Origin of the sequence: Methyloterricola oryzae (assembly GCF_000934725.1) — a bacterium.
GTDB lineage: Bacteria > Pseudomonadota > Gammaproteobacteria > Methylococcales > Methylococcaceae > Methyloterricola > Methyloterricola oryzae.
The window spans coordinates 69,240-92,967 of the sequence record NZ_JYNS01000014.1 but is presented as its reverse complement, the minus strand read 5'-3'; the positions used below and the strand labels follow the sequence as shown (position 1 = coordinate 92,967).

Annotated in this window: 27 protein-coding genes and 1 tRNA gene; 9 read left to right on the top strand and 19 right to left on the bottom strand. The window is 64.0% G+C overall.

Features of this window, described 5'->3' with window-relative positions:
- Positions 1-12 precede the first annotated feature (12 nt).
- From EK23_RS16555 to gltX, 13 genes are all read right to left on the bottom strand, one after another.
- A complete protein-coding gene (locus EK23_RS16555; RefSeq protein WP_045226497.1) occupies positions 13-993 on the bottom strand; it encodes a hypothetical protein in 981 nt (326 codons plus the stop codon).
- Positions 994-1,012: 19 nt separating this feature from the next.
- The gene (locus tag EK23_RS16550; protein ID WP_045226496.1) at positions 1,013-2,446 is read right to left on the bottom strand and encodes a VWA domain-containing protein; all 1,434 of its coding nucleotides are present in this window, start codon (positions 2,444-2,446) and stop codon (positions 1,013-1,015) included.
- Between the two features lie 4 nt (positions 2,447-2,450).
- Positions 2,451-2,906 carry a protein YgfX gene (locus EK23_RS16545; RefSeq protein WP_145998710.1) on the bottom strand — a complete coding sequence of 152 codons (456 nt, stop codon included), beginning with the start codon at positions 2,904-2,906 and terminating at the stop codon, positions 2,451-2,453.
- Entirely contained in the window at positions 2,875-3,120 is a 246-nt protein-coding gene (locus EK23_RS16540) for an FAD assembly factor SdhE (RefSeq protein ID WP_045226494.1), read from the bottom strand. Before EK23_RS16540 ends, EK23_RS16545 begins: the two co-directional genes overlap by 32 nt.
- Positions 3,117-3,896: a succinate dehydrogenase iron-sulfur subunit gene (locus EK23_RS16535; RefSeq protein ID WP_045226493.1), complete on the bottom strand. Its 780-nt coding sequence runs from the start codon at positions 3,894-3,896 to the stop codon at positions 3,117-3,119. Before EK23_RS16535 ends, EK23_RS16540 begins: the two co-directional genes overlap by 4 nt.
- 8 nt (positions 3,897-3,904) lie before the next feature.
- Positions 3,905-5,692: a succinate dehydrogenase flavoprotein subunit gene (sdhA, locus tag EK23_RS16530; RefSeq protein WP_045226492.1), complete on the bottom strand. Its 1,788-nt coding sequence runs from the start codon at positions 5,690-5,692 to the stop codon at positions 3,905-3,907.
- 2 nt (positions 5,693-5,694) lie between these two features.
- Entirely contained in the window at positions 5,695-6,099 is a 405-nt protein-coding gene (gene sdhD / locus EK23_RS16525; RefSeq protein WP_235282149.1) for a succinate dehydrogenase, hydrophobic membrane anchor protein, read from the bottom strand.
- Positions 6,090-6,458 (bottom strand): succinate dehydrogenase, cytochrome b556 subunit, encoded by a 369-nt coding sequence (gene sdhC, locus EK23_RS16520; protein ID WP_045226491.1) that lies wholly within the window; start codon positions 6,456-6,458, stop codon positions 6,090-6,092. Before sdhC ends, sdhD begins: the two co-directional genes overlap by 10 nt.
- A 198-nt stretch (positions 6,459-6,656) precedes the next feature.
- The gene (locus EK23_RS21995) at positions 6,657-8,210 is read right to left on the bottom strand and encodes a sensor domain-containing diguanylate cyclase (protein WP_052808270.1); all 1,554 of its coding nucleotides are present in this window, start codon (positions 8,208-8,210) and stop codon (positions 6,657-6,659) included.
- A gap of 148 nt (positions 8,211-8,358) precedes the next feature.
- Positions 8,359-9,270, bottom strand: coding sequence for a 5'-nucleotidase (locus EK23_RS16510; RefSeq protein WP_097991016.1), 912 nt, complete (start codon positions 9,268-9,270; stop codon positions 8,359-8,361).
- An 11-nt stretch (positions 9,271-9,281) separates the two neighbouring features.
- Positions 9,282-10,673 (bottom strand): cysteine--tRNA ligase, encoded by a 1,392-nt coding sequence (gene cysS / locus EK23_RS16505; protein ID WP_045226489.1) that lies wholly within the window; start codon positions 10,671-10,673, stop codon positions 9,282-9,284.
- A gap of 48 nt (positions 10,674-10,721) precedes the next feature.
- Positions 10,722-11,222, bottom strand: coding sequence for an NUDIX hydrolase (locus EK23_RS16500; protein WP_045226488.1), 501 nt, complete (start codon positions 11,220-11,222; stop codon positions 10,722-10,724).
- A complete protein-coding gene (gene gltX, locus EK23_RS16495) occupies positions 11,219-12,616 on the bottom strand; it encodes a glutamate--tRNA ligase (protein WP_045226487.1) in 1,398 nt (465 codons plus the stop codon). Before gltX ends, EK23_RS16500 begins: the two co-directional genes overlap by 4 nt.
- A gap of 258 nt (positions 12,617-12,874) precedes the next feature.
- Between gltX and EK23_RS16490 the strand changes: the two genes are divergently transcribed.
- The 5 genes from EK23_RS16490 (at position 12,875) to EK23_RS16470 (ending at position 15,635) form a co-directional block, all read left to right on the top strand.
- A complete protein-coding gene (locus EK23_RS16490) occupies positions 12,875-13,453 on the top strand; it encodes a DUF2726 domain-containing protein (protein WP_045226486.1) in 579 nt (192 codons plus the stop codon).
- 96 nt (positions 13,454-13,549) lie between these two features.
- Positions 13,550-13,756, top strand: a complete 207-nt coding sequence (gene tatA, locus EK23_RS16485; protein WP_045226485.1) for a twin-arginine translocase TatA/TatE family subunit — start codon at positions 13,550-13,552, stop codon at positions 13,754-13,756.
- Between the two features lie 18 nt (positions 13,757-13,774).
- Positions 13,775-14,080 (top strand): Sec-independent protein translocase protein TatB, encoded by a 306-nt coding sequence (tatB, locus tag EK23_RS16480; protein WP_045226484.1) that lies wholly within the window; start codon positions 13,775-13,777, stop codon positions 14,078-14,080.
- Entirely contained in the window at positions 14,061-14,891 is an 831-nt protein-coding gene (gene tatC, locus EK23_RS16475; protein WP_082054275.1) for a twin-arginine translocase subunit TatC, read from the top strand. The genes tatB and tatC overlap by 20 nt, the downstream gene beginning before the upstream one ends.
- An 18-nt stretch (positions 14,892-14,909) precedes the next feature.
- Complete coding sequence (locus EK23_RS16470; RefSeq protein ID WP_045226483.1) at positions 14,910-15,635, top strand: SAM hydrolase/SAM-dependent halogenase family protein; 726 nt, start codon at positions 14,910-14,912, stop codon at positions 15,633-15,635.
- A gap of 11 nt (positions 15,636-15,646) precedes the next feature.
- Here the strand turns inward: EK23_RS16470 and EK23_RS16465 are convergent, their stop codons facing one another.
- Together EK23_RS16465 and EK23_RS16460 are read right to left on the bottom strand one after the other, a co-directional pair.
- Entirely contained in the window at positions 15,647-16,243 is a 597-nt protein-coding gene (locus EK23_RS16465; RefSeq protein WP_045226482.1) for an FHA domain-containing protein, read from the bottom strand.
- Positions 16,244-16,322: 79 nt separating this feature from the next.
- Positions 16,323-17,573: an HlyC/CorC family transporter gene (locus EK23_RS16460; protein WP_045226481.1), complete on the bottom strand. Its 1,251-nt coding sequence runs from the start codon at positions 17,571-17,573 to the stop codon at positions 16,323-16,325.
- Between the two features lie 219 nt (positions 17,574-17,792).
- On the opposite strand from EK23_RS16460, the gene smbP reads away from it, so the two are divergent.
- Both smbP and EK23_RS16450 read left to right on the top strand, forming a co-directional pair.
- A complete protein-coding gene (gene smbP / locus EK23_RS16455) occupies positions 17,793-18,131 on the top strand; it encodes a small metal-binding protein SmbP (protein WP_045226480.1) in 339 nt (112 codons plus the stop codon).
- A gap of 57 nt (positions 18,132-18,188) precedes the next feature.
- Entirely contained in the window at positions 18,189-19,073 is an 885-nt protein-coding gene (locus EK23_RS16450; RefSeq protein WP_045226525.1) for an ATP-binding protein, read from the top strand.
- 8 nt (positions 19,074-19,081) lie between these two features.
- Here EK23_RS16450 and EK23_RS23145 read toward each other — a convergent pair whose 3' ends face one another.
- The 4 genes from EK23_RS23145 to queA are packed head-to-tail and all read right to left on the bottom strand — an operon-like array spanning position 19,082 to position 21,930.
- Entirely contained in the window at positions 19,082-19,336 is a 255-nt protein-coding gene (locus EK23_RS23145; protein WP_045226479.1) for a YkgJ family cysteine cluster protein, read from the bottom strand.
- Entirely contained in the window at positions 19,321-19,770 is a 450-nt protein-coding gene (locus tag EK23_RS16440; protein ID WP_045226478.1) for an HIT domain-containing protein, read from the bottom strand. The genes EK23_RS23145 and EK23_RS16440 overlap by 16 nt, the downstream gene beginning before the upstream one ends.
- Positions 19,760-20,899, bottom strand: a complete 1,140-nt coding sequence (locus tag EK23_RS16435) for a lysylphosphatidylglycerol synthase transmembrane domain-containing protein (protein ID WP_145998709.1) — start codon at positions 20,897-20,899, stop codon at positions 19,760-19,762. The genes EK23_RS16440 and EK23_RS16435 overlap by 11 nt, the downstream gene beginning before the upstream one ends.
- Complete coding sequence (gene queA / locus EK23_RS16430) at positions 20,896-21,930, bottom strand: tRNA preQ1(34) S-adenosylmethionine ribosyltransferase-isomerase QueA (RefSeq protein WP_045226524.1); 1,035 nt, start codon at positions 21,928-21,930, stop codon at positions 20,896-20,898. Before queA ends, EK23_RS16435 begins: the two co-directional genes overlap by 4 nt.
- 79 nt (positions 21,931-22,009) lie before the next feature.
- Between queA and EK23_RS16425 the strand changes: the two genes are divergently transcribed.
- A tRNA-Leu gene (locus tag EK23_RS16425) sits at positions 22,010-22,096 on the top strand.
- Between the two features lie 145 nt (positions 22,097-22,241).
- Entirely contained in the window at positions 22,242-23,663 is a 1,422-nt protein-coding gene (locus tag EK23_RS16420; RefSeq protein ID WP_045226476.1) for a cryptochrome/photolyase family protein, read from the top strand.
- Positions 23,664-23,728: the final 65 nt, after the last annotated feature.

The window sequence follows — 23,728 nt, the reverse complement described above, 5'->3', positions numbered from 1 at the left end:
AACCCGAACCACTCACAATCCGGACGAACTGCGGATGCTCTTGCCGCCCTTGGTAGCCAGTTCATACAAAGTCAGGTATTCGCGCCTGAGAGCGTCGAATTTCTTGTGCAGGCGGTCGTAGGATTTGTTGCGCATGGCAATGCGCTTTTCCTGCTCGTCTACGGTCGCCTTGAGATCAGCCTTGTCCTGCAAGGCCCTTTCCAACTGCCTGCGCTGCTGCTTCAAGGTGGCCTGCAAATGCTCGTTCTGCTCGGACAGCAAGGCGATCCGTGGCTCCAGATGCTGCTTTTCCTTCTCCAGTTCAAGCACCACGCTATCCAACTCCTGCCCGCCATGCTGGAACTTGTCGACCATCTGCTGCAGGAAGCGGTATCTATCGTCGGAACAGACACTGCGCAGGTACTCCAGCAGTTTCTGGTTGGCCAGATTGACCCTACCCAAGCGCTCGGAAAGATCCGAGACGGCGCCCCGGTATCGGGCCAGTTCCCGCAATTGCCTATGCTGATCGTCCACCAGCTTTTCCATGTCGCCAAGTCCTCGCCAGGACTCGCGCTCGAACTCGTCATGGGCCGACGGCATGCCATCCTGACCCAGCCGCGCGGTTCCCTCGCGCCCCGGCTTGGGCTCGTCGTCACCTTCCAGGCTGAGCCGCCTCAGCTCATCCGAGGCGCGCTTCAATTCAGCCTCCAGGTCAGATACCAAGGCCACCACGGCGTTGGAACACGTCTTCCAGGCCCCACTCCCGGTGCAGGGATCGGGATCAAACAGGTGCTGCATGGCCCGGTAGCTGGCGATGCGGCGCTCGTTGCCGGCCCCATGCAGAGCGGCAATCGCCGCTTCCATCGCGGCACGCGCTTCGGCCCAGTGGGTATCAATCAGCTTCAGCCGGTTGGATTGCTGGCGCCATTTCCACAATAGAAAGCCGCAAGCTGCCAGCAATACCGCCGCCAGGTCCAACAGGCCGAAAAAAAGATATGGATGTACCGAGATCAAGACGACCCGACTCCTGTACTCAATGCCCCTCCCGCGTGCGGCGCCAGCGGCGCCATATGAGGACGACGCCGATGACCACGCACAGCACCAGATTAGTCCAAAAGATGCTGCGCAACGTCGTCCAGGCGGCCTGGTCCTCGATTCTGAACAATCCGAAGAAATCCGTCTGCACCGCTTCCCTCGGGGTAACAGGCGGGCTCGGTTCTGGCCGCGAGAGTGACGGCCGCGGCGTTGGCACCTGTGCCGCGACCGCCGGAATGGGTGTCGAATCGGACACCACGCGCAAGCTAATGCGCTTGCTGCGACGAAAGGACGGCCCTTCCGCGTCCAATTCGAGGCTGTAGGTTCCAAGGCCGAGCACCGGCATCTGGCCGGTAAAAGGTCCCTGACTGCCCACCCGCTGAAGAGGGACCACGCGCCGCGCCTGCGGGTCCTGCTCCGGCCACCAATGCAGGGACATGCGGGACAGGTTCAGCGCGCCGGCCGGGCCTTCCTCCTCTGCCCACAACTTCAGTGGTCTCGGAAGGCGCCCCGCGGCGACGTAGTCGGGCAGATCCGTAGCCAGATCGATGCTGCTTTCGGCGACCACCGTGTCATCCCCAGCGGCGTTGGATATCTGCCACTCGCCGGCTTCGGGGCTGCGTACCGTCAGCACCGGGTTGCCGTGCTCCGCCGGCGGGTTTACGGTGCTGCGGCCGCTGGGTGAGCGCAGGACAAGGGATTCCGCGCCGCGCGAACCGGAAAGCAGCTTGAATTCCTTGACGCTGGCATCCACCAGAAAGCGGCCGTCCCGCACGGGCAAGCGGTCCGGCTTCTTGATATTCTCGAACAAATTGCCGAAGGCCCGCCAGACATCCTGAGGCCGCTGCGCACTGTGGGAGAAACCGCCGGTATTGAGAGCCAGCGTATCCAGCAGGCCGCGGTCGGACCCATCGGAGAAGGCCAGTCCGTAAATGCGCGCTCCGCCGGCGCGGTAGCGCGGCAGCACGTGCTCGACGAGTTCTCGCGTCAGGCGCTCATCGGTCCTCACGTCGCCCATATCCATGCGTCCATCAGTAAACAGCACAACCATGGGCACAGCGTCGGGGCGCCGGCCAGCCAACTGGTCCAGGGCCTGCGCCAGGGGGGCGTGCAGATTGGTGTAGGCCGCGCTGGGGGTCATCTCCTGCACGACGCGCGCTTCGAGGCGCAAGCGCGTCTTGGCATCCAAGAGCACGAAATCGCTGATGGGTTTGACACGTTCGCCGAAAGTGAATACCGCGAGGCGGTCGTCTTCGCGCAACAGCGCCATGAAACCACGGACCGCATCCAGCCTCAGGTTGTCCGGGTCCGAGGTCAGCATGCTGGCAGAGTTGTCCAACAGGAGCACCACGTCCAACTTGGAATTAGCGCAGGCCATCATGCCCCATGCATTGACTAGCAGGAACAGGATGGCCAGCCAGACGCCGCGCATTCCGCTACCTTCCTTTGGCTAGGGCTGCCGCGCGGCCTGGCGCAGAGTGGACTCTGAGGCCCACCCGCAGCCGGCGAAAGCTGTTCCGATCCAGGCTGTCACGGAGGATCAGTACCCGCCGCCTTCCGGCCGCACCGTCAAGGATGAGCAGGCACAGCCAGGGGTTCACCAGACTATCGCCGTTCAAGGTTCCACGCCACTCGCTGCCATCGCGCAGCGTGAGCCGCCAGGAGGCATCTTTGAGCATGCACAGTGCTTTCACCCCGTTCTCCCGCAAGAATGTCCGGGCGCCCAGGACGGCACCCGTCAGAATCGCCAAAAGGCAGATTGATTGAGCCCAGTACGGCCAAGGCGTGCACACAATGGCGGCGGCCGCCAATCCATGTGCCAGGGCTAGGGTCGTCGTGAGGGTGGTGGAGCTGACCGGCTCAAGCCGGAGGCTGACGGCGGATGTAGTCAACGATGTGCCGGGCCGGCCCCTCGTCTGGACTGGTGTTACCTAAAAGATAGTCCAAGAGGCGCTGGTTCGGGAGGTCCAGCAGTTCGAGAAAGGCTGCCTGCTCGGCCGGCGAGGCAGTAGGATGGCGTTCCCGCAGGTAGGCTTCCAGAAGCACGTCCAACTCGCGCACGCCCCGCCGACAGCGCCACTGCAGGGCGCCCGGGGGCCCGCTCACGACTGGCGTTCGACCAGAAGGCTCTTGATCTCGGCGATGGCTTTCGCCGGATTGAGACCCTTCGGACAGGTGTCGGTGCAGTTCATGATGGTGTGGCAACGATAAAGCTTGAAGGGGTCTTCCAGGGCATCGAGCCGCTCTCCGGCGGTCTCATCGCGGCTGTCGGCGATCCAGCGATAGGCCTGGAGCAGCGTGGCAGGCCCCAGATAGCGGTCGCCGTTCCACCAGTAGCTGGGGCAGGCGGTGGAACAACAGGCGCACAGTATGCACTCATACAAGCCGTCGAGCTGCTGGCGCTCCTCGCGTCCCTGCAAACGCTCGCGGTCCGCCGGAGGCGGCGTCTGCGCGGTCAGCCAGGGCTTGATGGACGCGTATTGCGCGAAAAACTGCGTAAGATCCCCCACCAAGTCCTTGATGACCGGCAGGTGCGGCAGCGGAAAGACACGCACGGTTTCCGCGCAATCGGCGATAGGCTTGGTGCAGGCCAGGGTATTGCGCCCGTCGATGTTCATGGCGCAGGAGCCGCACACGCCCTCCCGGCAGGAGCGTCGGAAGCTCAAGCCGCTATCCTGCTCGTTCTTCATGAACAGCAGCGCGTCCAGCACCATGGGTCCGCAGCGGTCCATGTCGATTTCGAACACATCGACACTGGGCCCGCCGCCAACTTCCGGATCGAACCGATAGACTTCGAAGCGGCGGACGTTAGTGGCGTCGGGGGCCGCGGTGTGAACCTTGCCCCGCTTGAATGCGGGCTTGAGCAGATCCAGGATGCCCATGGCGGTGCCTAGTAGATTCTTGGCTTGGGGGGAATGACCTCGACCTCGTCGGTCAGGGTGTAGAGATGAACCGGCCGGTAATCCAGGCGAATGCGCCGCTGCTCGTCCAGCCAGCAGAGGGTGTGCTTCAGCCAGTTCTCGTCATCGCGCTCCGGATAGTCTTCCCGGGCGTGGCCGCCACGACTCTCGCGCCGGTTCAGGGCGGACGCCACGGTGACCAGGGACTGTTCCAGCAAGTTCTGCAGTTCCAGGGTTTCGGCCAGGTCGGTGTTCCAGATCAGCGAGCGGTCGCTCACCTGCACCTGGTCGAATTCGGCGCGGATTTCCAGCAATTGCCTGAGACCTTCCTCCAGCACCGGGCCGGTGCGGAACACGCTGGCATGGCTCTGCATGCAACGCTGCATGCGCAGACGCACGGCAGCCGTCTTGTGCTCGCCCCGGGCGTGGCGCAACCGGTCGAAGCGATCCAGGGAAAACGCGCAAGCCTCGGCGCCAAGCGGCTTGTGCGGCGTGCGCGGCTTGATCAGCTCTGCGGCGCGCATTCCCGCGGCGCGGCCGAACACGATCAGGTCGAGCAACGAATTGGAGCCCAGGCGATTGGCGCCATGGACCGAGACGCAGGCCGCCTCGCCAATGGCCATGAGGCCCGGCACCACGCTCTCCGGATCGCCGTCCCTGAGGGTGAGCACCTCGGCATGATAGTTGGTGGGGATGCCCCCCATGTTGTAATGCACCGTGGGCAGTACCGGAATGGGATCGCGTGTGACATCCACCCCGGCAAAGATCTTGGCCGTTTCCGCGATACCCGGCAGGCGCTCGCGGATCACTTCGGGATCCAGATGCTCCAGGTGCAGATGGGCGTGGTCCTTGTGCGGCCCGACGCCCCGGCCTTCGCGCACCTCCAGGGTAATGGCGCGGCTGACCACATCCCTTGAGGCCAAGTCGCGGGCATGGGGCGCGTAGCGCTGCATGAAGCGCTCGCCTTCCGAATTGGTGAGGAAGCCTCCTTCTCCGCGCACGCCCTCGGTAATCAGGCAACCCGCGCCATAAATGCCGGTGGGATGAAATTGCACGAACTCCATGTCCTGCAAGGGCAGTCCCGCGCGCAGCACCATGGCGTTGCCATCGCCGGTGCAGATATGGGCCGAGGTGGCGGAGAAATAGCAACGCCCGTAACCGCCGGTGGCAACCAGGGTGACGTGCCCCCGGAACAGGTGCAGGGAACCGTCGTCCAGTCGCCAGGCCAGAACGCCCAGGCACTCGCCCTCCTCCATGATCAGATCCAGCGCGATGTACTCGACGAAGAACTCAGCCTGGAACTTGAGGGACTGCTGGTAAAGCGTGTGCAGTATGGCGTGGCCGGTATGATCCGCCGCGGCGCAGGTCCTCTGGGCCGTGCCATCGCCGAAACGGGTGGTCATGCCACCGAAGGGGCGCTGGTATATACGGCCGTCGGCTGTCCTCGAGAAGGGCACGCCGTAATGTTCCAGTTCGATGACGGACGGAACCGCCTCGCGGCACATGTATTCGATGGCATCCTGATCGCCCAGCCAGTCCGACCCCTTTACGGTGTCGTACATATGCCAGCGCCAGTCGTCCTCGCCCATGTTGCCCAGTGCCGCGCTGATGCCGCCCTGGGCGGCGACGGTGTGGCTGCGGGTGGGGAAGACCTTGGTAAGGCAAGCGGTCTTGAGCCCCTTCTCGGCCAGACCCAGGGTGGCGCGCAGGCCGGCGCCGCCCGCGCCGATGACGACGGCGTCGTAGTAGTGGGTAACGATCTCGTAGGCCTTGCCCATGCTCAGGTCCCGAAGGCGATGCGGAGGATGGCCAGCACCGCCGCCAGCCCGCCCGCAGCGCAGGCAAACTGAGCCAGGAGCAGACAAGCCACTTTCACCGGGCGTATGTGGACATAATCCTCGATGATCACACGCAGCCCGAGGTGACCATGGAGGAAGGCGAGAGCCGCGACGGCGACGGCGAGAAAAGCGTTCCAGGGCGCCCGGAGCCAGCCCAGCGCCTGGTCATAGCCGACACTGGGCAGCTGAGCCAAAGCGAATCCGAGCCAGAGTCCCAGCGGTATCAGCAAAAGGCCGCTGACCCGCTGCCGGAGCCAGTCGCTGGAACCGCTGTGGGCAGATCCCAGTCCGCGGGCTCGCCCAAGAGGCGTGCGGTAAGCCTTGCCGCTCCCCTGCTTCACGCCCACCAGGCAACCAGCCCCGTAAGCAGCAGGGCCGCCGCCAGTTCATACCCGGCGTGGCGATTGAGGCGCTCCCGCTCGAAGCCGTGGCCGATATCCCACAGCAGATGACGTACCCCATGGCACATATGAAAAAACAGGGAAAACAGCCAGGCCCAGAGCAGTGCCCGGCCTAAAGCCGATTGCATACCGGCCTGGATGCTGAGAAAAGCTTCCCGGCCCGATGCGAGGCCCATCAGAACCAGGGTCAACAGGAACATGCCCGCGACCAGCAGGACCCCGGTGACGCGGTGGCTGATAGAGAAGATGGCGGTGGGCGGCAGGCGGTAAACCTGCAGGTGGGGCGAAATTGGCCGCTCGGTCATGTAAGTTGCAATGCGCGATATGAACTTAAGTCCTTGCTGTCCGAAGACCGGTTTCCATAGAAGCTTCGGCTGGGACCTACCTGGTCCCGCCGTCCCCTGGGCAAGGCTCGATTATAGCGCACAAGCCGGCGCATCCTGCGCGGACAGTGCTGGTTAATTCAGTGCTTACCGTTTGCAGCACCGCGCCCGCAGTCCGTTTCAGCCGGCGTCATCCTTGCGTCCATCGGCCTTGCGCGTTCCCGACACCTGGGAGGATGACTTACGGCTGACCTTGTCCTGATACATGTTGAGGTCCGAGGCGTTGAGCAATTCGTCTACTGTATCGCCATCGTCCGGATAGATGGCGATGCCTATGCTGGTGCCGATCATGGGAATGGCGGATCGGCTGGCATCACCGGCGGGATTGCGGAATGCGCGCTTGATCTTGCGCGCCACGTGCTCGGCGCTGGCGCGGCCATCGACGCCCTGCAGCAGGATCACGAATTCGTCGCCGCCCAACCGCGCCACGGTGTCGATCTCGCGCACGCTGCGCATGAAAATGCGCGCGGCACGCTGTAGCACCTTGTCTCCGATCTGATGGCCGTAGTAATCGTTCACCCCCTTGAAGCCGTCCAGGTCCAGGAACAGCACGGCATGCATCAGCCCCTGACGCTTGGCTACCGCCAGCGATTGTTCCAGGCGGTTCATGAACAACTGACGGTTGGGCAAACCGGTAAGCGCGTCGAAGTTCGCCATATAGAACAGCTTGTTGCCCTGCTCAAGGCGTTTCATCTCGCGCTTATGGTGGCTGCTGGCGTATACCAGCAGCAGCGGGAACACCAGGGTACCCCCGGAAAGGATGGCCGCCAGCATGTCCCAGTTGATATCCTCCCAGTCCAGGCTGCGTTCCACCTCGATCGCATAAGGCTGCTGGTCGCCCGCCAGAGACCGCACCACGCTGAACCTGGGAAAGATCAGGGCCGCCAAGGAGCCGGGCGCAAAGGCCTCGCGCCGGATGAGATAGTCGCGATCCTCGGCACTGGTTCCCTGCAGGTAGACGAACACGGATAGGCGCGTATCGCCAATAACCTGGGGTGGCAACAAACTGGATGCCTTGCACAGGAGCACGGCAACAAATTCCCCTTGTGCGCTGGTCACCGGCCGCAACAGGGCATAGCCGAGGTCACCGCCGCCCACCCGGAAGGGCGGCGTAGCCATGGCATCTCCCGCCACCAAGGACCGCCGCAAGGTATCCCTGAAGAAGGGCGCCGAGTCCGCATCCAGACCCAGCAGCACGAGTTCCTGCGGCTCGGCTGACTCCAGGAAACTGATCAGCCGGTAGGACGGTTTATCCTCCAAGCCGCGAAAGGGCGCGGTGCGCTCCCCGGCATAGGCCTTGGCCTGGAACTCCTTGGCGCCCTCGGCCTGACGCTGCAAGACAAAGTTCTCCAGGTCCGGCTTGTTCACCTTACGAATCAGGCCCAGAGCGTACAGCGGGCCATGATCGTGGACCACCGCGCGGGCGTAAGCTCCCAGGGCGACATCGTCGTTCAGGTCGCTACCCTGCAGGAAGGCCGCGAACCCACGCAGCGCGATGCGGTTCTGATTGACCACGCTTTCCAGGTAGGTGGCGATGAAATAGGCGTTCTCGGCGAAACGCTCCTTCTCGCGCCGAATGTCCTGCGACACGGTGATCGCCACGAACAAGGCAAGCAGGATGAAAAACGTGCCGACCAGGAGAACATAGATGTTGAAACGCGGGGGCTTATTCATTTCCCTGTGCATCCCAGCCTCGCCCCGAAAGGTTCATGTTCGCCGCAATCCGCCAAACTCGTGTCCAGATATCCTGTTTCCGATGTCCAAAGCTTATGCCGCTCCCCCGCGCCGTGCCAGTGTCTCCCAGCGGCGACGCCTCTACGGGCTAAGACGTTCCCGGCCGTGCCTTGCTGTTGCTGATGCCGTGAGGCACATGTCCGGTTGCCACATGGCAGCTGGCGGATTCGCAGTGGCCTTGCTGATCGTCAAAGAAAATGTCCGCCTCGAAAGCCCGGAGGAACGGCCCCTTCTCCATCCCGCCCAGGAACAAGGCCTCATCGATGCGGATGTTCCAGGCGCGCAGGGTCCGCACCACCCGCTCGTGCGCCGGCGCGCTGCGGGCCGTCACCAGGGCGGTGCGAATGGGCGAGGACTCCGCATCGAAACAGCGCTGCAAGTGGTGCAGGGCCCCGAGGAAGCCCTTGAATGGCCCGCCGCTCAGGGGCGTGCGCGCCTGCTCGGTCTCGTTGTCGGTGAAAGCCTGAAGGCCGCGCGCCTGGTAAATGCGCTCGGACTCGTCTGAGAACAGCACGGCGTCACCGTCGAAGGCGATGCGCAGTTGTTCGGTCGGGCTGCTGCCGATCTGGGAAGAAAAGATGGTGGCCGCGGCGTAGCCCGCGTCCAGGGCCTTCACCACGTCCTCCGCGTGGGCCGACAGAAACAAATCGGCGCCGAAGGCGGGAATGTAGCCATAGGGCGACTGCCCACCGGTAAAGGCGGCCCGGCTGATGTCGAGCCCATGATGCTTGATGGAGTTGAAGATGCGCAGCCCGGTGTCGGCGCTGTTGCGCGAAAGCAGGATGACTTCCACCAGCGGCTTCTCGGCCTTGGCGTTGAGAGCCAGGAGCTTGCGCACCAGCGCGAAGGCCACGCCAGGCTCCAGCAGCTCGTCCTCGTGCTCCACCTGATAGCGGCAATAGGCCTCCCTGCCCTCGGTCTCATACAGCCGGTGCGAGGCGTCCAGATCGAACAGGGCCCGCGAAGAGATCGCGACGACCAGCTTGCGGTCCAGTTGCACCGGGGCGTCCCCTATTCCCGCCGCCAGGTGGTGCCGGAAGGCGAGTCCTCCAGGACGATGCCCTGGCGCTTCAGCTCATCCCGGATGCGATCGGCCTCGGCCCAGTTCTTGGCTTTCTTGGCGTCCTGTCGGCACTGGATAAGCGCCGCGATCTGCGTTGCATCCAGACCTCCCGTCTCGCCTTCGCCGTTGCCCTGCAACCAATCCTCCGCCGTGTCGCCGAGCAGCCCCAGGATGCCGGCAAGCTCTTTGAGCACGCCCGCGAGGCTGTGCGCAGCAGCCGGGTCGGCCTCCTTCTGCCGGTTGATTTCCCGCGCCAGTTCGAACAGCACCGACAGCGCCACCGGCGTGTTGAAGTCGTCCTGCATGGCCGCTTCGAAGCGTTCCCGGTACTCGGCGCCGAAACCTTCGCCGGATTCCGGTTCCAGACCGCGCAGGGCGGTATACAGGCGCGTCAGCGCCGCATTGGCCTCATCCAGGTTCTCGTCCGAATAATTCAGCGGACTGCGGTAGTGGCTGTTGAGGATGAAGAAGCGCACCGCCTCCGGCCGGTAGCGCTGCAGGATCTCGCGTACCGTGAAGAAATTGCCCAGGGATTTGGACATCTTCTCCTCGTTGACGCGCACGAATCCGTTATGCATCCACAGGTTCACGAAGGTCTCGCCCGTGGCGCCCTCGGACTGCGCAATCTCGTTTTCGTGATGGGGAAACTGCAGGTCCATGCCGCCGCCGTGGATGTCGAAGTGCTCACCCAGGCAGCCGGTGGACATGGCCGAACACTCGATATGCCAACCGGGACGGCCCGGGCCCCAGGGCGATGCCCACTGCGGCTCGCCAGGCTTGGCCGACTTCCACAGCACGAAGTCCAGGGGATCGCGCTTGGCCTCGTCCACGTCCACCCGCTCGCCGGCGCGTAGTTCCTCGATGTTCTTGCCGGACAGGCGACCGTAGCCGGAGAAGCGGCCCACCGCGTAGAACACGTCGCCGTTGCCACCCACATAGGCATAGCCCTGGTCCTGCAGGCGCTGGATCATGGCGATGATGGCGTCGATGGAATCGGTGGCCCTGGGCTCGTGATCCGGCGGCAACACCCCCAGGGCCTGCTCGTCCTCGTGCATGGCGTCGATGAAGCGCGCTGTCAGCTCAGCGATGGACTCGCCCTTCTCCGCAGCGCGCTTGATGATCTTGTCGTCGATGTCCGTGATGTTACGCACATAGTTCACCTGGAAACCCAGGTGGCGCAGGTAGCGCACCACCGTGTCGAACACCACCATGACCCGCGCATGCCCCAGGTGGCAGTAGTCGTAAACGGTCATCCCGCACACATAGATGCCGATCCTGCCCGGCGCGATGGGAGCGAAGGTTTCTTTCTTGCGGGTCAGCGTGTTGTGTATCTTCAACATCTTGGCTTGTTAGCGGTGTCAGGTGGTTGCCGGCAGGTACGCGCTCGGTCAGGGGTTCGGCAGGAAATCGGTCATGGGCAGTTCCCGCGCCACGAGGCCCAGGTCTTCGCCGCTCAGGGCGCGCCGGGCCCGCTCCAGTATAGGCGCCAGACCGGGCGCCAGGGGATAGCCTCCCAGTTCATCGGGCGCGACCCAGGCAGCGCTGGCGGCATCGTCGGCGGCACGGCAGTCGGCATCGCTACCCTCGACGAGCGTACCCAGGAAGTCGATGATGACATAGTGGAAACCTTGCTCGCGCCGCTCGACCATGGCGAGCACGCGTTGGACCTCGATCTGCACCCCGGTTTCCTCGCGGACTTCACGGCGGCAGGCCTCCACCAGCGATTCGCCCGGCTCTAGCTTGCCGCCCGGCACGTGCCAGCGGCCCTGCTGGGGTGGCGTGGCGCGCTGGATCAGCAGGACGCGGCCTTGCGCGTCGAAAACGATCCCCCCCACGCCGATCGCCGGTTTTGGCGCGGCGACCGCTCCCGCTTCTGAATCCGCGTTCACTGCGCTTCGCCGGCGTACTCCGCCAGGCGGCGGCGCAGGCGCGTGGGATCGAGGGCTGCATACAGCTTGCCGATCTCGGGCCCGTCCAGGCGCCCCGAGAGTGCCGCGCGCAAGGGCATGAACAACTGCTTGCCCTTGGCGCCCGTGCCGGACTTTAACTGGTCCATGAAATGCGCGAACGCGGGGCCGGCGCTGGCGGCCGCGTCCAGGGCCGCCAGGAAAAATGACTCTCCCGCCTGCCGCGCGATAGCCTCGGTTTCTGGCTCCATGGGCAGCTCATCCGTGAAAAGAATGCGCGCCCACTCATCGGCCTGGGCGGGAAACATGCAATTGCTGCGCACGATCTCGAGGAACAGGGAGCGGGACGGCGCCGGCGTGATGGCGCGGGTTTCCTCGCGCAGCCAGGCCCAGAGGGTATCCTCGTCCGCCGCCCGCACCGCCAGTTCCTGCCAGTGGTTGAGATGGGTGATGTCGAAACGTGAGGGCGATTTGCCCAGATGGGACAGGTCAAAGCGCGCCTTGAGATCCTCATGGGAAAGCAGGTCGTCGCTATCGTAATGATGCCCCACCCGCGCCAGCATGTTGTTCACCGCCTCGGAAAAATAACCTTCCTCACGCAACTGATTGATGCTGCGGCTGCCGTTGCGCTTGGACAGCGGCGCGCCATCGTCGCCCACGATGAGCGAGATATGGGCATAGGCGGGTGCCGCGAGACCTAAGGCCTCCAGCAGCAGCAACTGGCGCGGGGTATTGGCCAGATGGTCCTCGCCGCGCAGCACCAGGGTCACGCCCATCAGGGCATCGTCGATGGCGTTGCAGAAGAAAAAAGCTGGCGTACCGTCGGCGCGGCGGATGATGAAATCGCCTATGTCGCCCGCCTGGAATTTCTGGGGCCCGCGCACGGCGTCCTCGAACTCCACGGCCTGTTCGCGAGGCACCCGAAACCTGAGGGTGGGCTGAAGACCTTCCGCGCGCTTGCGTTCCACCTCCTCGACCGAAAGATGGGCGCAGCGCCCGCTGTAACGAGGCGGCTGACCGGAGCTGAGCTGCACCTTGCGGGTGACTTCCAGCTCCGCCGCCGAGCAGAAGCAGGGATAGGCCAGACCGCTGGACTCCAGTTCCTTGTAGTAGCGTGCGTACACCGCGCCGCGGCGGGACTGGAAATAATCGTCCGGCTCGGCACCCGCAGGACCTTCGTCCCAAGCAAGCCCCATCCAGCGCAGGTCGGCCAGCAACTCCTGCACGAACTCGGCGCGGGAGCGCTGGGCATCGGTGTCCTCGATCCGCAACAGGAATCGATCCCCAGACAGGGCGCTGAACAGGGCCGTGCGGGCATTGCCCAGGTGCATGAAGCCGGTGGGGCTGGGAGCGAATCGGGTCTTGGCGTGAGTCATGGGTGCGTAGGCGAATGGCCGACGCGGAACTTTATCAATTTCAGGCGTTTTTGCGCAACCGCGCGCGGGGGGCGCTTCAAAAGACAAGGCAACAGCCCAAGGCCAGCTTCACGCGAACTGCATCGCCAAAAGCCCCGGAATCTGTCAAAATTTCAGCATCGGATCGAACGCGGCCGACGTGGTTGCACGCGCGGATTGCCCTCGCATCAGACCTGAGCGCGCGCTCTCCGCCGCCAACACCCCACCGGAGCACCCTTTTTGGAGATTCTGTCGAGCAACGGCGTTCTCATCGCGGCAGTGCTAGTTTTGAGCACGGCCGCCTGCCTCATCTGGTTCCTGGGTGGCGCGCCGCGCGCTTTCCGCCACCCCTACCAGAAACATACCGCTCTGTTCTCTCCGGACGACCGCGTGTTCTACCACGCGCTGCGGCGCGCGGTGGGCGACAGCTACGAAATTTTCGCCAAGATCCGGGTGGGCGACATCATCCTGCCCAAGAAGGGCGTTTCCAGGAGTGAAACCCGGCTCGCATTCAGCCCCATCACCGGACGCCAGTTCGACTTTGTCCTGTGCGAACAGTCGAACATGACGGTGGCCTGTGTCATCCAGTTGAACGACAAGACCAATCCGGCGCGCATGCCCGAGGCCGGCGATCCGATCAGGGCGGTGTGCGAATCGGTGGCCCTGCCCTACGTCAGCTTCCAGATCCAGGCCGACTACCCGGCGGAGGATCTGCGGGAGCGCCTGCAGCGGGCCATGAGCCGCGAACCCTTCTACCTGGCGGAGACCGATGGACGCGTCGAGCCGCATATCTCCAGCTTTGACGACCTCAAGTTCTAGGGCCAGGCCATTTCGGGCGCGTCCATCTTCGGCTATCTTATCGCCTTCCTGCCATCGACTGGCCTTTCCGTCATCTGAGTACCTAAGGAGCAAAACATGGGAATCGGTATATGGGAGCTGGTGCTCCTGTTCTTGATCGTGTTGGTGGTGTTCGGCACCAAGCGCCTGCGCAATATCGGCGGCGACCTGGGCAGCGCCATCAAGAGCTTCCGCTCGGCCATGAACGAGAGCGAGGGTGAAAAGAAGGCCGGCGAGGGCGAGCACGTCATCGACGGCGAGGCCCGCAAGGACGACAAGAGCTGATCGCCCCGCAGTCCGCCCATGTTCGACGTAGGCTTCTGGGAAGTCGCGCTGATAGCGCTCATCGCCTTGCTGGTTTTCGGGCCCGAGCGCCTGCCGCGGGTTGCGCGCGAAGCGGCGCTCTGGATCAGGAAGGCGCGCCACGCGGTCACTTCGGTGCGCGACGAGATCAATCACGAGTTGGAATTGCAGGACTTGAAACAGTCGCTGCAGGACAAGAAGCGCCAGATCCAGGCCAGCCTGGAGGAGTCCATCGAGATTTTGCCTTCGGACACCGAGAAACGCCCCAAGCCCGCGGACGATGCGAATGACGGCCAGGCACACTGAGCCGGAGGATAGCGAGCAGCCCTTCATTTCGCACCTGATCGAGCTGCGCGACCGGCTGCTGCGCGCCATCCTGGCGGTGCTCCTGGCGTTCCTGGGGCTGGCCTATTACGCCAACCCCATCTACAACTACCTGGCCGGGCCCCTGATGAAGCACATGCCGGCCGGCTCGCAGATGATCGCCATCGAGGTGGCCTCGCCCTTCCTCACCCCGTTCAAGCTGACCCTGTTCGTCGCGATCTTCGCCTGCATTCCCTATATCCTCTACCAGGCCTGGGCCTTCGTGGCGCCGGGACTGTACCGGCATGAAAAACGTCTGATCCTGCCCCTGCTGGTTGCCAGCACGTTCCTGTTCTACGGCGGTGTCGCCTTTGCCTACTATGTGGTGTTCCCGCTGGTGTTCGCCTTCATGACCGCGGCAGCCCCCGAAGGCGTGGTGGTGATGACCGACATCACCCAGTACCTGGATTTCATCCTGACTATCTTCTTCGCCTTCGGCGCGGCTTTCGAGGTGCCGATCCTCACCATCCTGCTGGTGTGGGCCGGGATCATTTCCCGCGAGGACATGGCGGAGAAAAGGCCCTATGTCATCGTCGGCGCCTTCATTATCGGCGCGGTGCTGACGCCGCCCGACGTGATCTCGCAGACCCTGCTGTCCATCCCCATCTGGCTGCTGTTCGAGGTCGGCTTGTGGTTCTCACGCTTTTTTACGCGCGAGGAGGCAGGTATGGAAGCGGAGCCGGCCGCCTTGCCTGGGGCCGGAGGTCCGGCAACGCAGGTCGAACGTCCCAAGCGGATTTCAGAGGATGGCTGACGACGGGAGCGGACGCCGATGATCCTGCTATTCACGGATTTCGGGGCGGAAGGCCCTTACGTGGGACAGGTCGAGGCGGCCATCCATCAAATCTGCCCCGAGCATCGGGTCATCAACCTGGTCAGCAACGCGCCGTCCACCGAGCCACGGTTGGGTGCCTATCTGCTGGCGGCCTTGGCGCGAAGCTTCCCGCGCGGTTCGATTTTCCTCTGCGTGGTGGACCCCGGCGTGGGCGGCCAGCGCCTCCCCGTGGTGCTGGAAGCCGACGATCGCTGGTTCGTGGGCCCGGACAACGGCCTGCTCAACTCAGTGGCCGTGCAGGCCGGTGAGGTCCGCTGGCGGCAGATCGAGTGGCGTCCGGAAAACCTGTCCAACAGCTTTCACGGCCGGGACCTGTTCGCTCCTGTGGCGGCCCGCATCGCCCGGCGCGACTTTGCCTGGACCACCGGACTGACCAAAGGTCCCGACCTCGCGGCCTGGCCCGCCGACATCGCCGCCATCATCTATTTCGATCATTACGGCAACGCGGTAACCGGCTGCCGCTACGGTTACGATTGGGAAGGCAAGACCCTGTTGATAAATGGCAGGCGCCTGCAGCAGGCCGGCACCTTCTGCGATGTGCCGGAAGGTCAGGCGTTCTGGTACTGCAATTCCATGGGGCTTATCGAGATCGCTGCCAACCGGGGGCGGGCGCAGGATTGCCTGACGCTGAGCCTGGGGATGGGATTTCGTTTCGACGAATAGGCCGCGTCCGCCTACTCACAGAAGAACTGGAACAGATTCTCGCCGATACGGAGCTTGTCGCCGCTGCTGAGACGTACCGTCTCCTCACCCACCGCGCTCCCATTGATCTGTACCGACTGGGTGGCGGACAGCGCCGATAAAAAGTACCCATCCTTGCGCTTGGCGATGACGGCCGAGCCCGATTCGTCCTTGCCGAGCCGCGTCATTCCGCCGCGCAAGGGAATCATCAGGCCTATGCTCTTGCCCCTGAGCACCTGAAGACTGGCCTCGGGGGCATGCGTAAGAGGTTTGAAGCCCTGCTGGCCCGATCCGAACTGCGCATCCTCATCGCGAAAGATGATTTCGTGCTTGCCCACGGTGATGCGGTCGCGGTCCGCCAGGGCGTGCTCGGAAACCTTCTGGCCGTTTACCAGCACCGGGTGCGCTGCATCCACTGCGAACAGGCGCAAGCCATTGTCCTTCATGCGCACCACCGCGTGGCGCGGCGCCACCGCCAGGCTGTCGATGTGCAGCGCATTGCCCGGATCGCGGCCGATGTTGATCTCTTCCGCCTCGATAGGCAGCTCCTGCAGTGTTCTGTCCTTAAAGGTCAAGATGAGACGGGCCATCGCCGATCAGCCGTGCATGCGTACGTTGCGCGAAGTATAGACGCAAAGCTCAGGCCAGGGCGAGCGCGGCCCGCCGGGCTCAGGCCAGGGCTTGGGGATAGAAACGGCACTGGCGGATCACATTGCCCTCGGTGCGGGTGATCTCCAGCCGATGTTCGAACAATTGCAGGCTGGTGCCGGGTTCCGGGATCGTTTCCAGGTACTCGATGATGAGGCCATTGAGGGTCTTGGGGCCTTCCGTGGGCAAAGCCCAGCCGGTGATGCGGTTCAGCTCGCGCAAGGTGATGCTGGCGTCCACCAGGTAACAGCCGTCCTTTTCCTGTTTCACGTCCAGGGTCGTGGTGGTGAACTCGCCGACGATCTCCTGCAGCAGGTCCTCCAGGGTGACCAGGCCCAGCACGTCCCCGTACTCGTCGATGATCAGGCCGAAGCGCAGCTGCTCCTGCTTGAAGTTGAGCAGCAACCGGTGCAGGGGCATGTTTTCGGGAATGAAATAGATGCGGTCTAGGTTCTTGACCAGGGTCTCCTTGCTGAAATCGCCGCGGCTCATGGCGATGAGGATCTTGCGCAGGTGCAGTAGTCCGAACACCTTGTCGATGCTCCTGCGGTAGACCGGCAGACGGGTGTGCACGCTGTTGCGGACCTGCTCGACAATGTCCTCCAGTGAATCCTCCAAATCGATGCCGACGATTTCGTTGCGCGGGATCATGATGTCCTCGGCCGTCGCGGACTCCAGATCCAGCACGCTCAGCAGCATGTTCTGGTAGCGTTCGGGGATCATGGCGCTGGCCTCGGCCACCACCGTCCGCAATTCCTCCTTGTTCAGGGCGCCGTGGGCCTGGTGATCGGTTTTAAAGCCCAGCAGCCTCAGCAGGATGATGGCAATGGTGTTCACCACCCAGACCACCGGGTAGAACAAGCGCATCAAAGGCAGGATGACCCAGGACGCGCGAAACGCCAGCTTGTCGGGATACAGGGCGGCCAGGGTCTTGGGCGCCACCTCGGAAAAAATCAGGATTATCAGGGTCAACACCCCAGCCGCGATGGCGATGCCCGCCTCCCCCACCACCCGCAGCGAAATGACCGTCGTCAGGGACGAGGCCATGATGTTGGCGAAGCTGTTGCCCAACAAAATGAAGCCGATGAGGCGATCTGGCCGTTTCAGCAGGGTCTGGGCCCGCATGGCGCCGGGATGCCTGGCTTTGACCAGATGCATCAGCTTGTAGCGGTTCAGTGTCATCAGAGCGGTTTCTGCCCCGGAAAAGAAGGCCGAAAACAGCAGCAACAGCACCAGGCAGGCGATGAGGACGCCTAGGGGAATATCGTTCAAGGGCGGGTCGGACTCCGGACCGGGGGTATGGAATTTCTAAGGTCAAGCGCAGTCAAAGTCAAGTAATCTGCCGAGGCGATTTTGCCTGCCACGGCCGGATTCTGCGCCGGGTGGACCTTTTGCGCTATTGACATTCCCGCCCTCGGCCAAAATACTCAAGCTCGGCTCGATGTTCCGTCGGGCCGACAATATCTATAACGACAATCGAGAGGTCATGCCATGAAGAAGTCATTGATTGCGCTTGCCGCTGCATTGCTGTTCTCCGCTACTCTCGCAATGGCTGAAACCGAGCACACCAACGCCACCCTGGAACATGCCACCGCCGCCGTGACCCACGGCGAGATGGGCCACGCGCCCATCCTGGTGGAGCACGCCGAGGCGGCCCTGACCCACGCCGAGGCCGCCCAGAAGGCCGAGGCCAACCCGCACATGGCGGAGGCCATCACCCATCTGAAGGCCGCCATAGAAGCCGGCAAGGCCGGCGACGCCAAGGGAGCCACGGAGCACGCCAAGATGGCCGTGGAACACATCAAGATGGCTGGCGGCACATCCAAGTAATCCGCGCCCGCCACGAAACGAAACGGACAGCCCTGGCTGTCCGTTTTTTTGACCGCCATGAACGACACCCTGAATCCCATCCTGCACCGCGTCGAAACCCTTCTGGAGCGTCTGGAAGCGCTGCTCCCGCCCGCACCCAGGTCCCCCGACTGGGACACGGCTTCGGCTTTCCGCTGGTGCGGCTCCGCGAAGCCCGAGCGCCTGAGGCGCATCGCCCGCCCCTTGACCTTGCGGCTGGAGGACATCCGCTGCCTGGACCGCCAGAAAGAAGCCATCGACCGCAACACCCGCCAGTTTCTCGCCGGCTATCCCGCCAACAACGTACTCCTCTGGGGCTCGCGCGGCACCGGCAAGTCTTCCCTGATCAAGGCGCTGTTGCACCAGTATCAAGCCCAGGGACTGCGTTTGATCGAGGTGGAGCGCCAGCACCTCGTGGAGTTGCCGGATATTCTCGACTGCCTGGACGGAAGGCCGGAAAAATTCGTGCTGTACTGCGACGACCTTTCCTTCGAAGCCGACGATGGCAGCTACAAGAACCTCAAGGCGGTGCTGGAAGGCTCGCTGGCAGGGCTCAGTCCCAACGTGCTGGTGTACGCCACCTCCAACCGCCGCCACCTGCTGCCTGAATTCCTGCAGGAAAACCAGCAGGCGCGGCATCTGGACGGGGAAATCCACCACGGCGAGGCGGTGGAGGAAAAGGTCTCCCTCTCCGAACGCTTCGGCCTCTGGCTATCCTTCCACCCCTTCACCCAGGATCAATACCTGGAGATCGTCCGCTACTGGCTGGAGCAACTGGGCAGCCTGCCCGACGACTTCGAACCGGTGCGCCTGCTGGCCCTGCGCTTCGCTCTCGAACGCGGGTCGCGCAGCGGGCGCGTGGCGGCCCAGTTCGCCCGCGACTGGTGTGGACGCACGCGGCTGGAGCAGCAGCCTGGCGCCTGATGGCGCCATCAGTTCCCCGTGGCCTCCTCCAGCCATCCCAAGTAGGCCAGCGCCTCCGCCTGCGACTGGCCGCAGGTATCCTCCGCCGCGCGGAAGCCCGCGCACACCTTGGGACGCGCGGGATCACGGAAGATGCGGCAGCGCAAATCCTCGGTCAGTTGCACGCAGCGCACGCCCGCCGGCTTGCCCTGCGGCATGCCGGGAATGGGGCTCGAGATGGAAATGGCGATACAACAGGCGCCGCAGCCTACCCGGCAGTCCATGCGCACTCCAGAGAGGACAAGACCCGGCGCAGCCGCCCCTGCATCTGCGGCAGTTCGCTCGCCGCATAGGGCTCCGGCGTAAACCGTCCCCACACGGGCCCGGGCCAGGCGGGGTCGTCGCAGTAACGCAGCACGTGATGCAGGTGCAACTGCGGCACCAGATTGCCGATGGCCGCGATGTTGAGCTTGTCCGCGGCGAACTCCGCCATCAGCGGACGCGCCAAGGACGAGGATTCCCGCAGCAACTGCTGCTGCTCCGCCTCCGGCAGATGGAAGATTTCGGTCACGCCTGGACGCTGCGGCACGAGGATCAGCCAGGGATAGCGCCGCTCGTTCATCAGCAACAGCCGGCACAACGGGAGCCGGGCCAGTTCCACGCAGTCCTGGGCCAGACGCGGATGCAACTGGAAGCCGGCCGCCGTCTCAGGTGCCATCGGCGCTCCGCACACGCAGATCGCTGCCGAAAACGCGCTTGATCCAGTGGGTCATCACCGGCACTCCGATGATCAGATAGGGGTAATAGGCGATGGTTCGCCAGACAATGGCCAGGGACAAGGCCGCGCCGGCGGGCACCAGATCGCGGAACAGCCAGGAGAATCCCAACTCCGCCAGACCGGCGCTGCCCGGCGTGGGCGAAACCACCATGATGATCCACAATACGGCCTGGCGCCCGGCGATCAGCGCCTGGTCGAAAAAGCCATAGGGCGTTTCGGTAAAGGCCGCCAGCACGCAGTTCAAGACCAGGTAGCGGCCGATCCAGGCCAGGGATGTGGCCGCCCATACCTTAAGCCACCAGCGCGTCGACCGCCCGCGAAGGTCCTTGGACGCGATCAGCAACTCGTTCGCCATGTGCAGGCCACGCGCCCGCCAGCGGTGCGTGAACGGCAGGGTGAACAAACGGGTCAGCCACCAGTTGACCCAGGTCGGCGCGACGAACAGGGCGCCGACGAGCAAGACCACATAAGCCGCCATGCTGCCCCAGGCGCTCCAGAACAAGGCCAGCACGCTGTCTCCCAACAGGTCGGAGGGAATCCACTCCAGGGGCGCGAAGATGTCCTTCTGCGGAATGATCAGGCTCACCAGAAAAGGAATGCTGATGTAGAACACCTGATCCAGAAAAACCGTGGTGAACACGATGGCGGTGCTCCGTCCCAGGCTCAGCCCCTCCTTGCTCAGCATGAACAGCGCCACCGCGGCGCCGCCGACCATGGAGGGCGAGACCGCGGCGAAAAAATCCCACAGCAGGACCACCTGCAGGCTGTGCCGCCAGCGCAGATTGCCATCGGTGAGGCTGCGCAATTGCCAGATGTAGCCGAACTCGCGCAAGCCCAGCATCAGCACGGCCAGGCCCAGCCACAGGAAGGTGCCGCCGTGCCAGTTCATCGCGGCCAGCACCTCCAGCGGCGTCTGCCCCTGCTTGATGAACTCCCGACGCATCACGTAGCCGACGATCAGGGTACCCAGCAGCACCGGCATGAGGATGCGGCCTGGATTGAACAGGCGCAATTCATCGCTGGTCTTTTGGCGGCGCATGCGGCCTGATCTCTTCTTCTCCTCGCTCAAGCCGGCCTCCGGGTGAGAAACATGGCATCGCCATAACTGAAGAAGCGATAGCGGCTGGCGACGGCGTGCCGGTAGGCCGCCATCACCGTTTCGTATCCGGCGAAAGCGCACACCAGGGTCAGCAGGGTGGACTCGGGCAGATGAAAATTGGTTAGCAGGGCATCCACGCAATGGAAGCGGAATCCGGGCCGGATGAACAAGCGCGTCTCCCCCCGAAAGGGCCGGAGCGTGCCGGAGGCCGCCGCCGTCTCCAGGGTGCGCACCGCCGTCGTGCCCACCGCCACCACCCGACCGCCACGGTCACGCGTCCGGGCTACGGAGTCCACCAGGGACTCGTCCAACTCGCAGTATTCGGCATGCATGACGTGCTCATCGAGATTCTCCACGCGCAGGGGCTGGAAGGTGCCGCTGCCCACGTGCAGGGTCAGATGGGCGCTCGCGACCCCCATGGCATCCAGGCGCGCCAGCATGGCCTGGTCGAAGTGCAGGCCCGCGGTCGGCGCCGCCACCGCGCCGGGCTGGCTGGCATATACGGTCTGGTAGCGTTCACGGTCCTCCACGGCATCGCCGCGCGCGATATAAGGCGGAAGGGGCATGTGGCCGATGCGGGACAGTAGTTCGGCGACCGGACCGACGGCAGCATCGAACTCCACCAGGAACAGATCGTCCTCCCGCCCCGTGACCACGCACTCCGTCCCGCCCTCCAGGCGCAAGACGGTACCCGGCTTGGGCGCCTTGCTGGCGCGGATGTGCGCCAGCATCCGGGTCGAATTCAGCAGGCGCTCCACCAGCAGTTCCACCCGCCCGCCGCTGGCCTTGTGGCCGAACAGGCGCGCCGGGATGACGCGGGTATCGTTGAACACCAGCAGATCCCCCGGCCGCAACAGTGCCGGCAGGTCGACGAACATTCGGTCTTTCCGGACACCCGTCGCTCCGTCCAGGTGCAGCAGGCGGCTGGCACCGCGCTCCGCCAGCGGCTGCTGCGCGATGAGGCTTTCGTCCAGTTCGTAGTGAAAGTCGCTCTTTCGCATGGCGCGATGGTAGCAAGATTCGAACATGTCGCGCAGTCTGGCGCCCGGCGGCCAAGTTCTCTATAATCCACACTCAAATGCCGGGGTGGCGAAACTGGTAGACGCGCCAGACTCAAAATCTGGTTGGGGAAACCCAGTGTCGGTTCGACTCCGACCCTCGGTACCAAATGACGGTATCAAGCCGTAGCGACACACAACAGAAACCCGTGAGCCGGAAGGCTTGGCGGGTTTTTTTGTGACCGTGAAATCCTCGACGGAACCTTGGAAAGCTTGGGCGTTCCAACCGTGGACCGCCACCACCGGAGCACCCCGTGACCTGTGCCATCCACTGGTTTCGCCGCGACCTGCGCCTGACCGAAAATCCCGCCCTGATCCGCGCCTTGCAAAGCGGTGTGCTGGTCATTCCCCTCTATATCCATAGCACGCAGGGGGAAGGCGATTGGGCCGCGGGCAGCGCCAGCCGCTGGTGGTTGCATCACAGCCTCCGCGCGCTGGATGAGTCGCTCAGAGCACTGGGCTCACGCCTGATCGTCCGTAGCGGAGAACCCCATCAAGTCCTGTCCGACCTGTCCGGGGAAACTGGCGCCGCATCCGTGTTCTGGAACCGCCGCTATGAGCCGGCGGGCATTGCCCTGGACAGCAACATCAAGGCGGCCTTGCGCGAACAAGGATTGCGGGTCGAAACCTGCAATAGCGCCCTGCTCTACGAGCCCTGGAGCGCCTGCCGCAGCTCGGGGGAGCCCTACAAGGTATTCACCCCGTTCTGGAAGAACCTCAAGATACTGGGACTCGACCTGCCCGTGCTGCCCGCACCGGCATCCCTTCCGCCCATCGCGGATTCCATCGCGAGCCTGGAACTGTGCGAGCTGAACCTGCTTCCGAAAATTCCCTGGGACACAGGACTCCGCGAGACCTGGCGGCCGGGCGAGGCCGGCGCACACGACTGCCTGGAGCGTTTTCTATCCGGTGCGCTCAGTGAATATGCCGCGCAACGGGATTTCCCAGCGGAACCGGGTACCTCGCGCCTGTCGCCTCACCTGCATTTCGGAGAAATCGGCCCCCGCCAGATCGTGGCGGCGCTGCGCACCCTGCCCGAGGAAACAGGATCAGGAAGCGACGCCTACGTGCGCGAATTGGCGTGGCGGGAATTTGCCCACCACCTGCTGTTCCATTTTCCGAGCACGCCGGATCAACCACTGGACGAGCGCTTTCAGGACTTTCCTTGGGCAGAAGCGGAGGCGGACGTTCTGTCCGCCTGGCAGCATGGCCGTACCGGCATCCCCCTGGTAGACGCGGGCATGCGCGAGCTATGGCACACCGGCTGGATGCACAATCGCGTGCGCATGGTGGTGGCCTCCTTTTTGGTCAAGAACTTGCGCATCCACTGGCGGCACGGCGCGCGCTGGTTCTGGGACACCCTCGTGGACGCCGATCTGGCCAACAACACCCTGGGCTGGCAGTGGACCGCCGGTTGCGGCGCGGATGCGGCGCCCTATTTCCGGGTCTTCAACCCGGTGCTGCAGGGCGCCAAGTTCGATCCAGCCGGTGCCTATGTCCGGCGCTGGGTGCCGGAACTGGCCGCATTGCCCGATGCCCTGGTGCACCGGCCCTGGGAAGCCGACGCCGGTCTGTTGAGTGCGGCATGCGGCGACTACCCGCCGCCGCTGGTGGATCTCAAAGCGAGCCGCGAAGCCGCCCTGCGCGCCTTCGAAACCTTGCGGCGCGGTGCCTGACGGAATCGCTTGGCGGAGGATTTAGCGTGCCCTGCACCAGGAAGGCGCAGGCTCCTGTGGTCTGC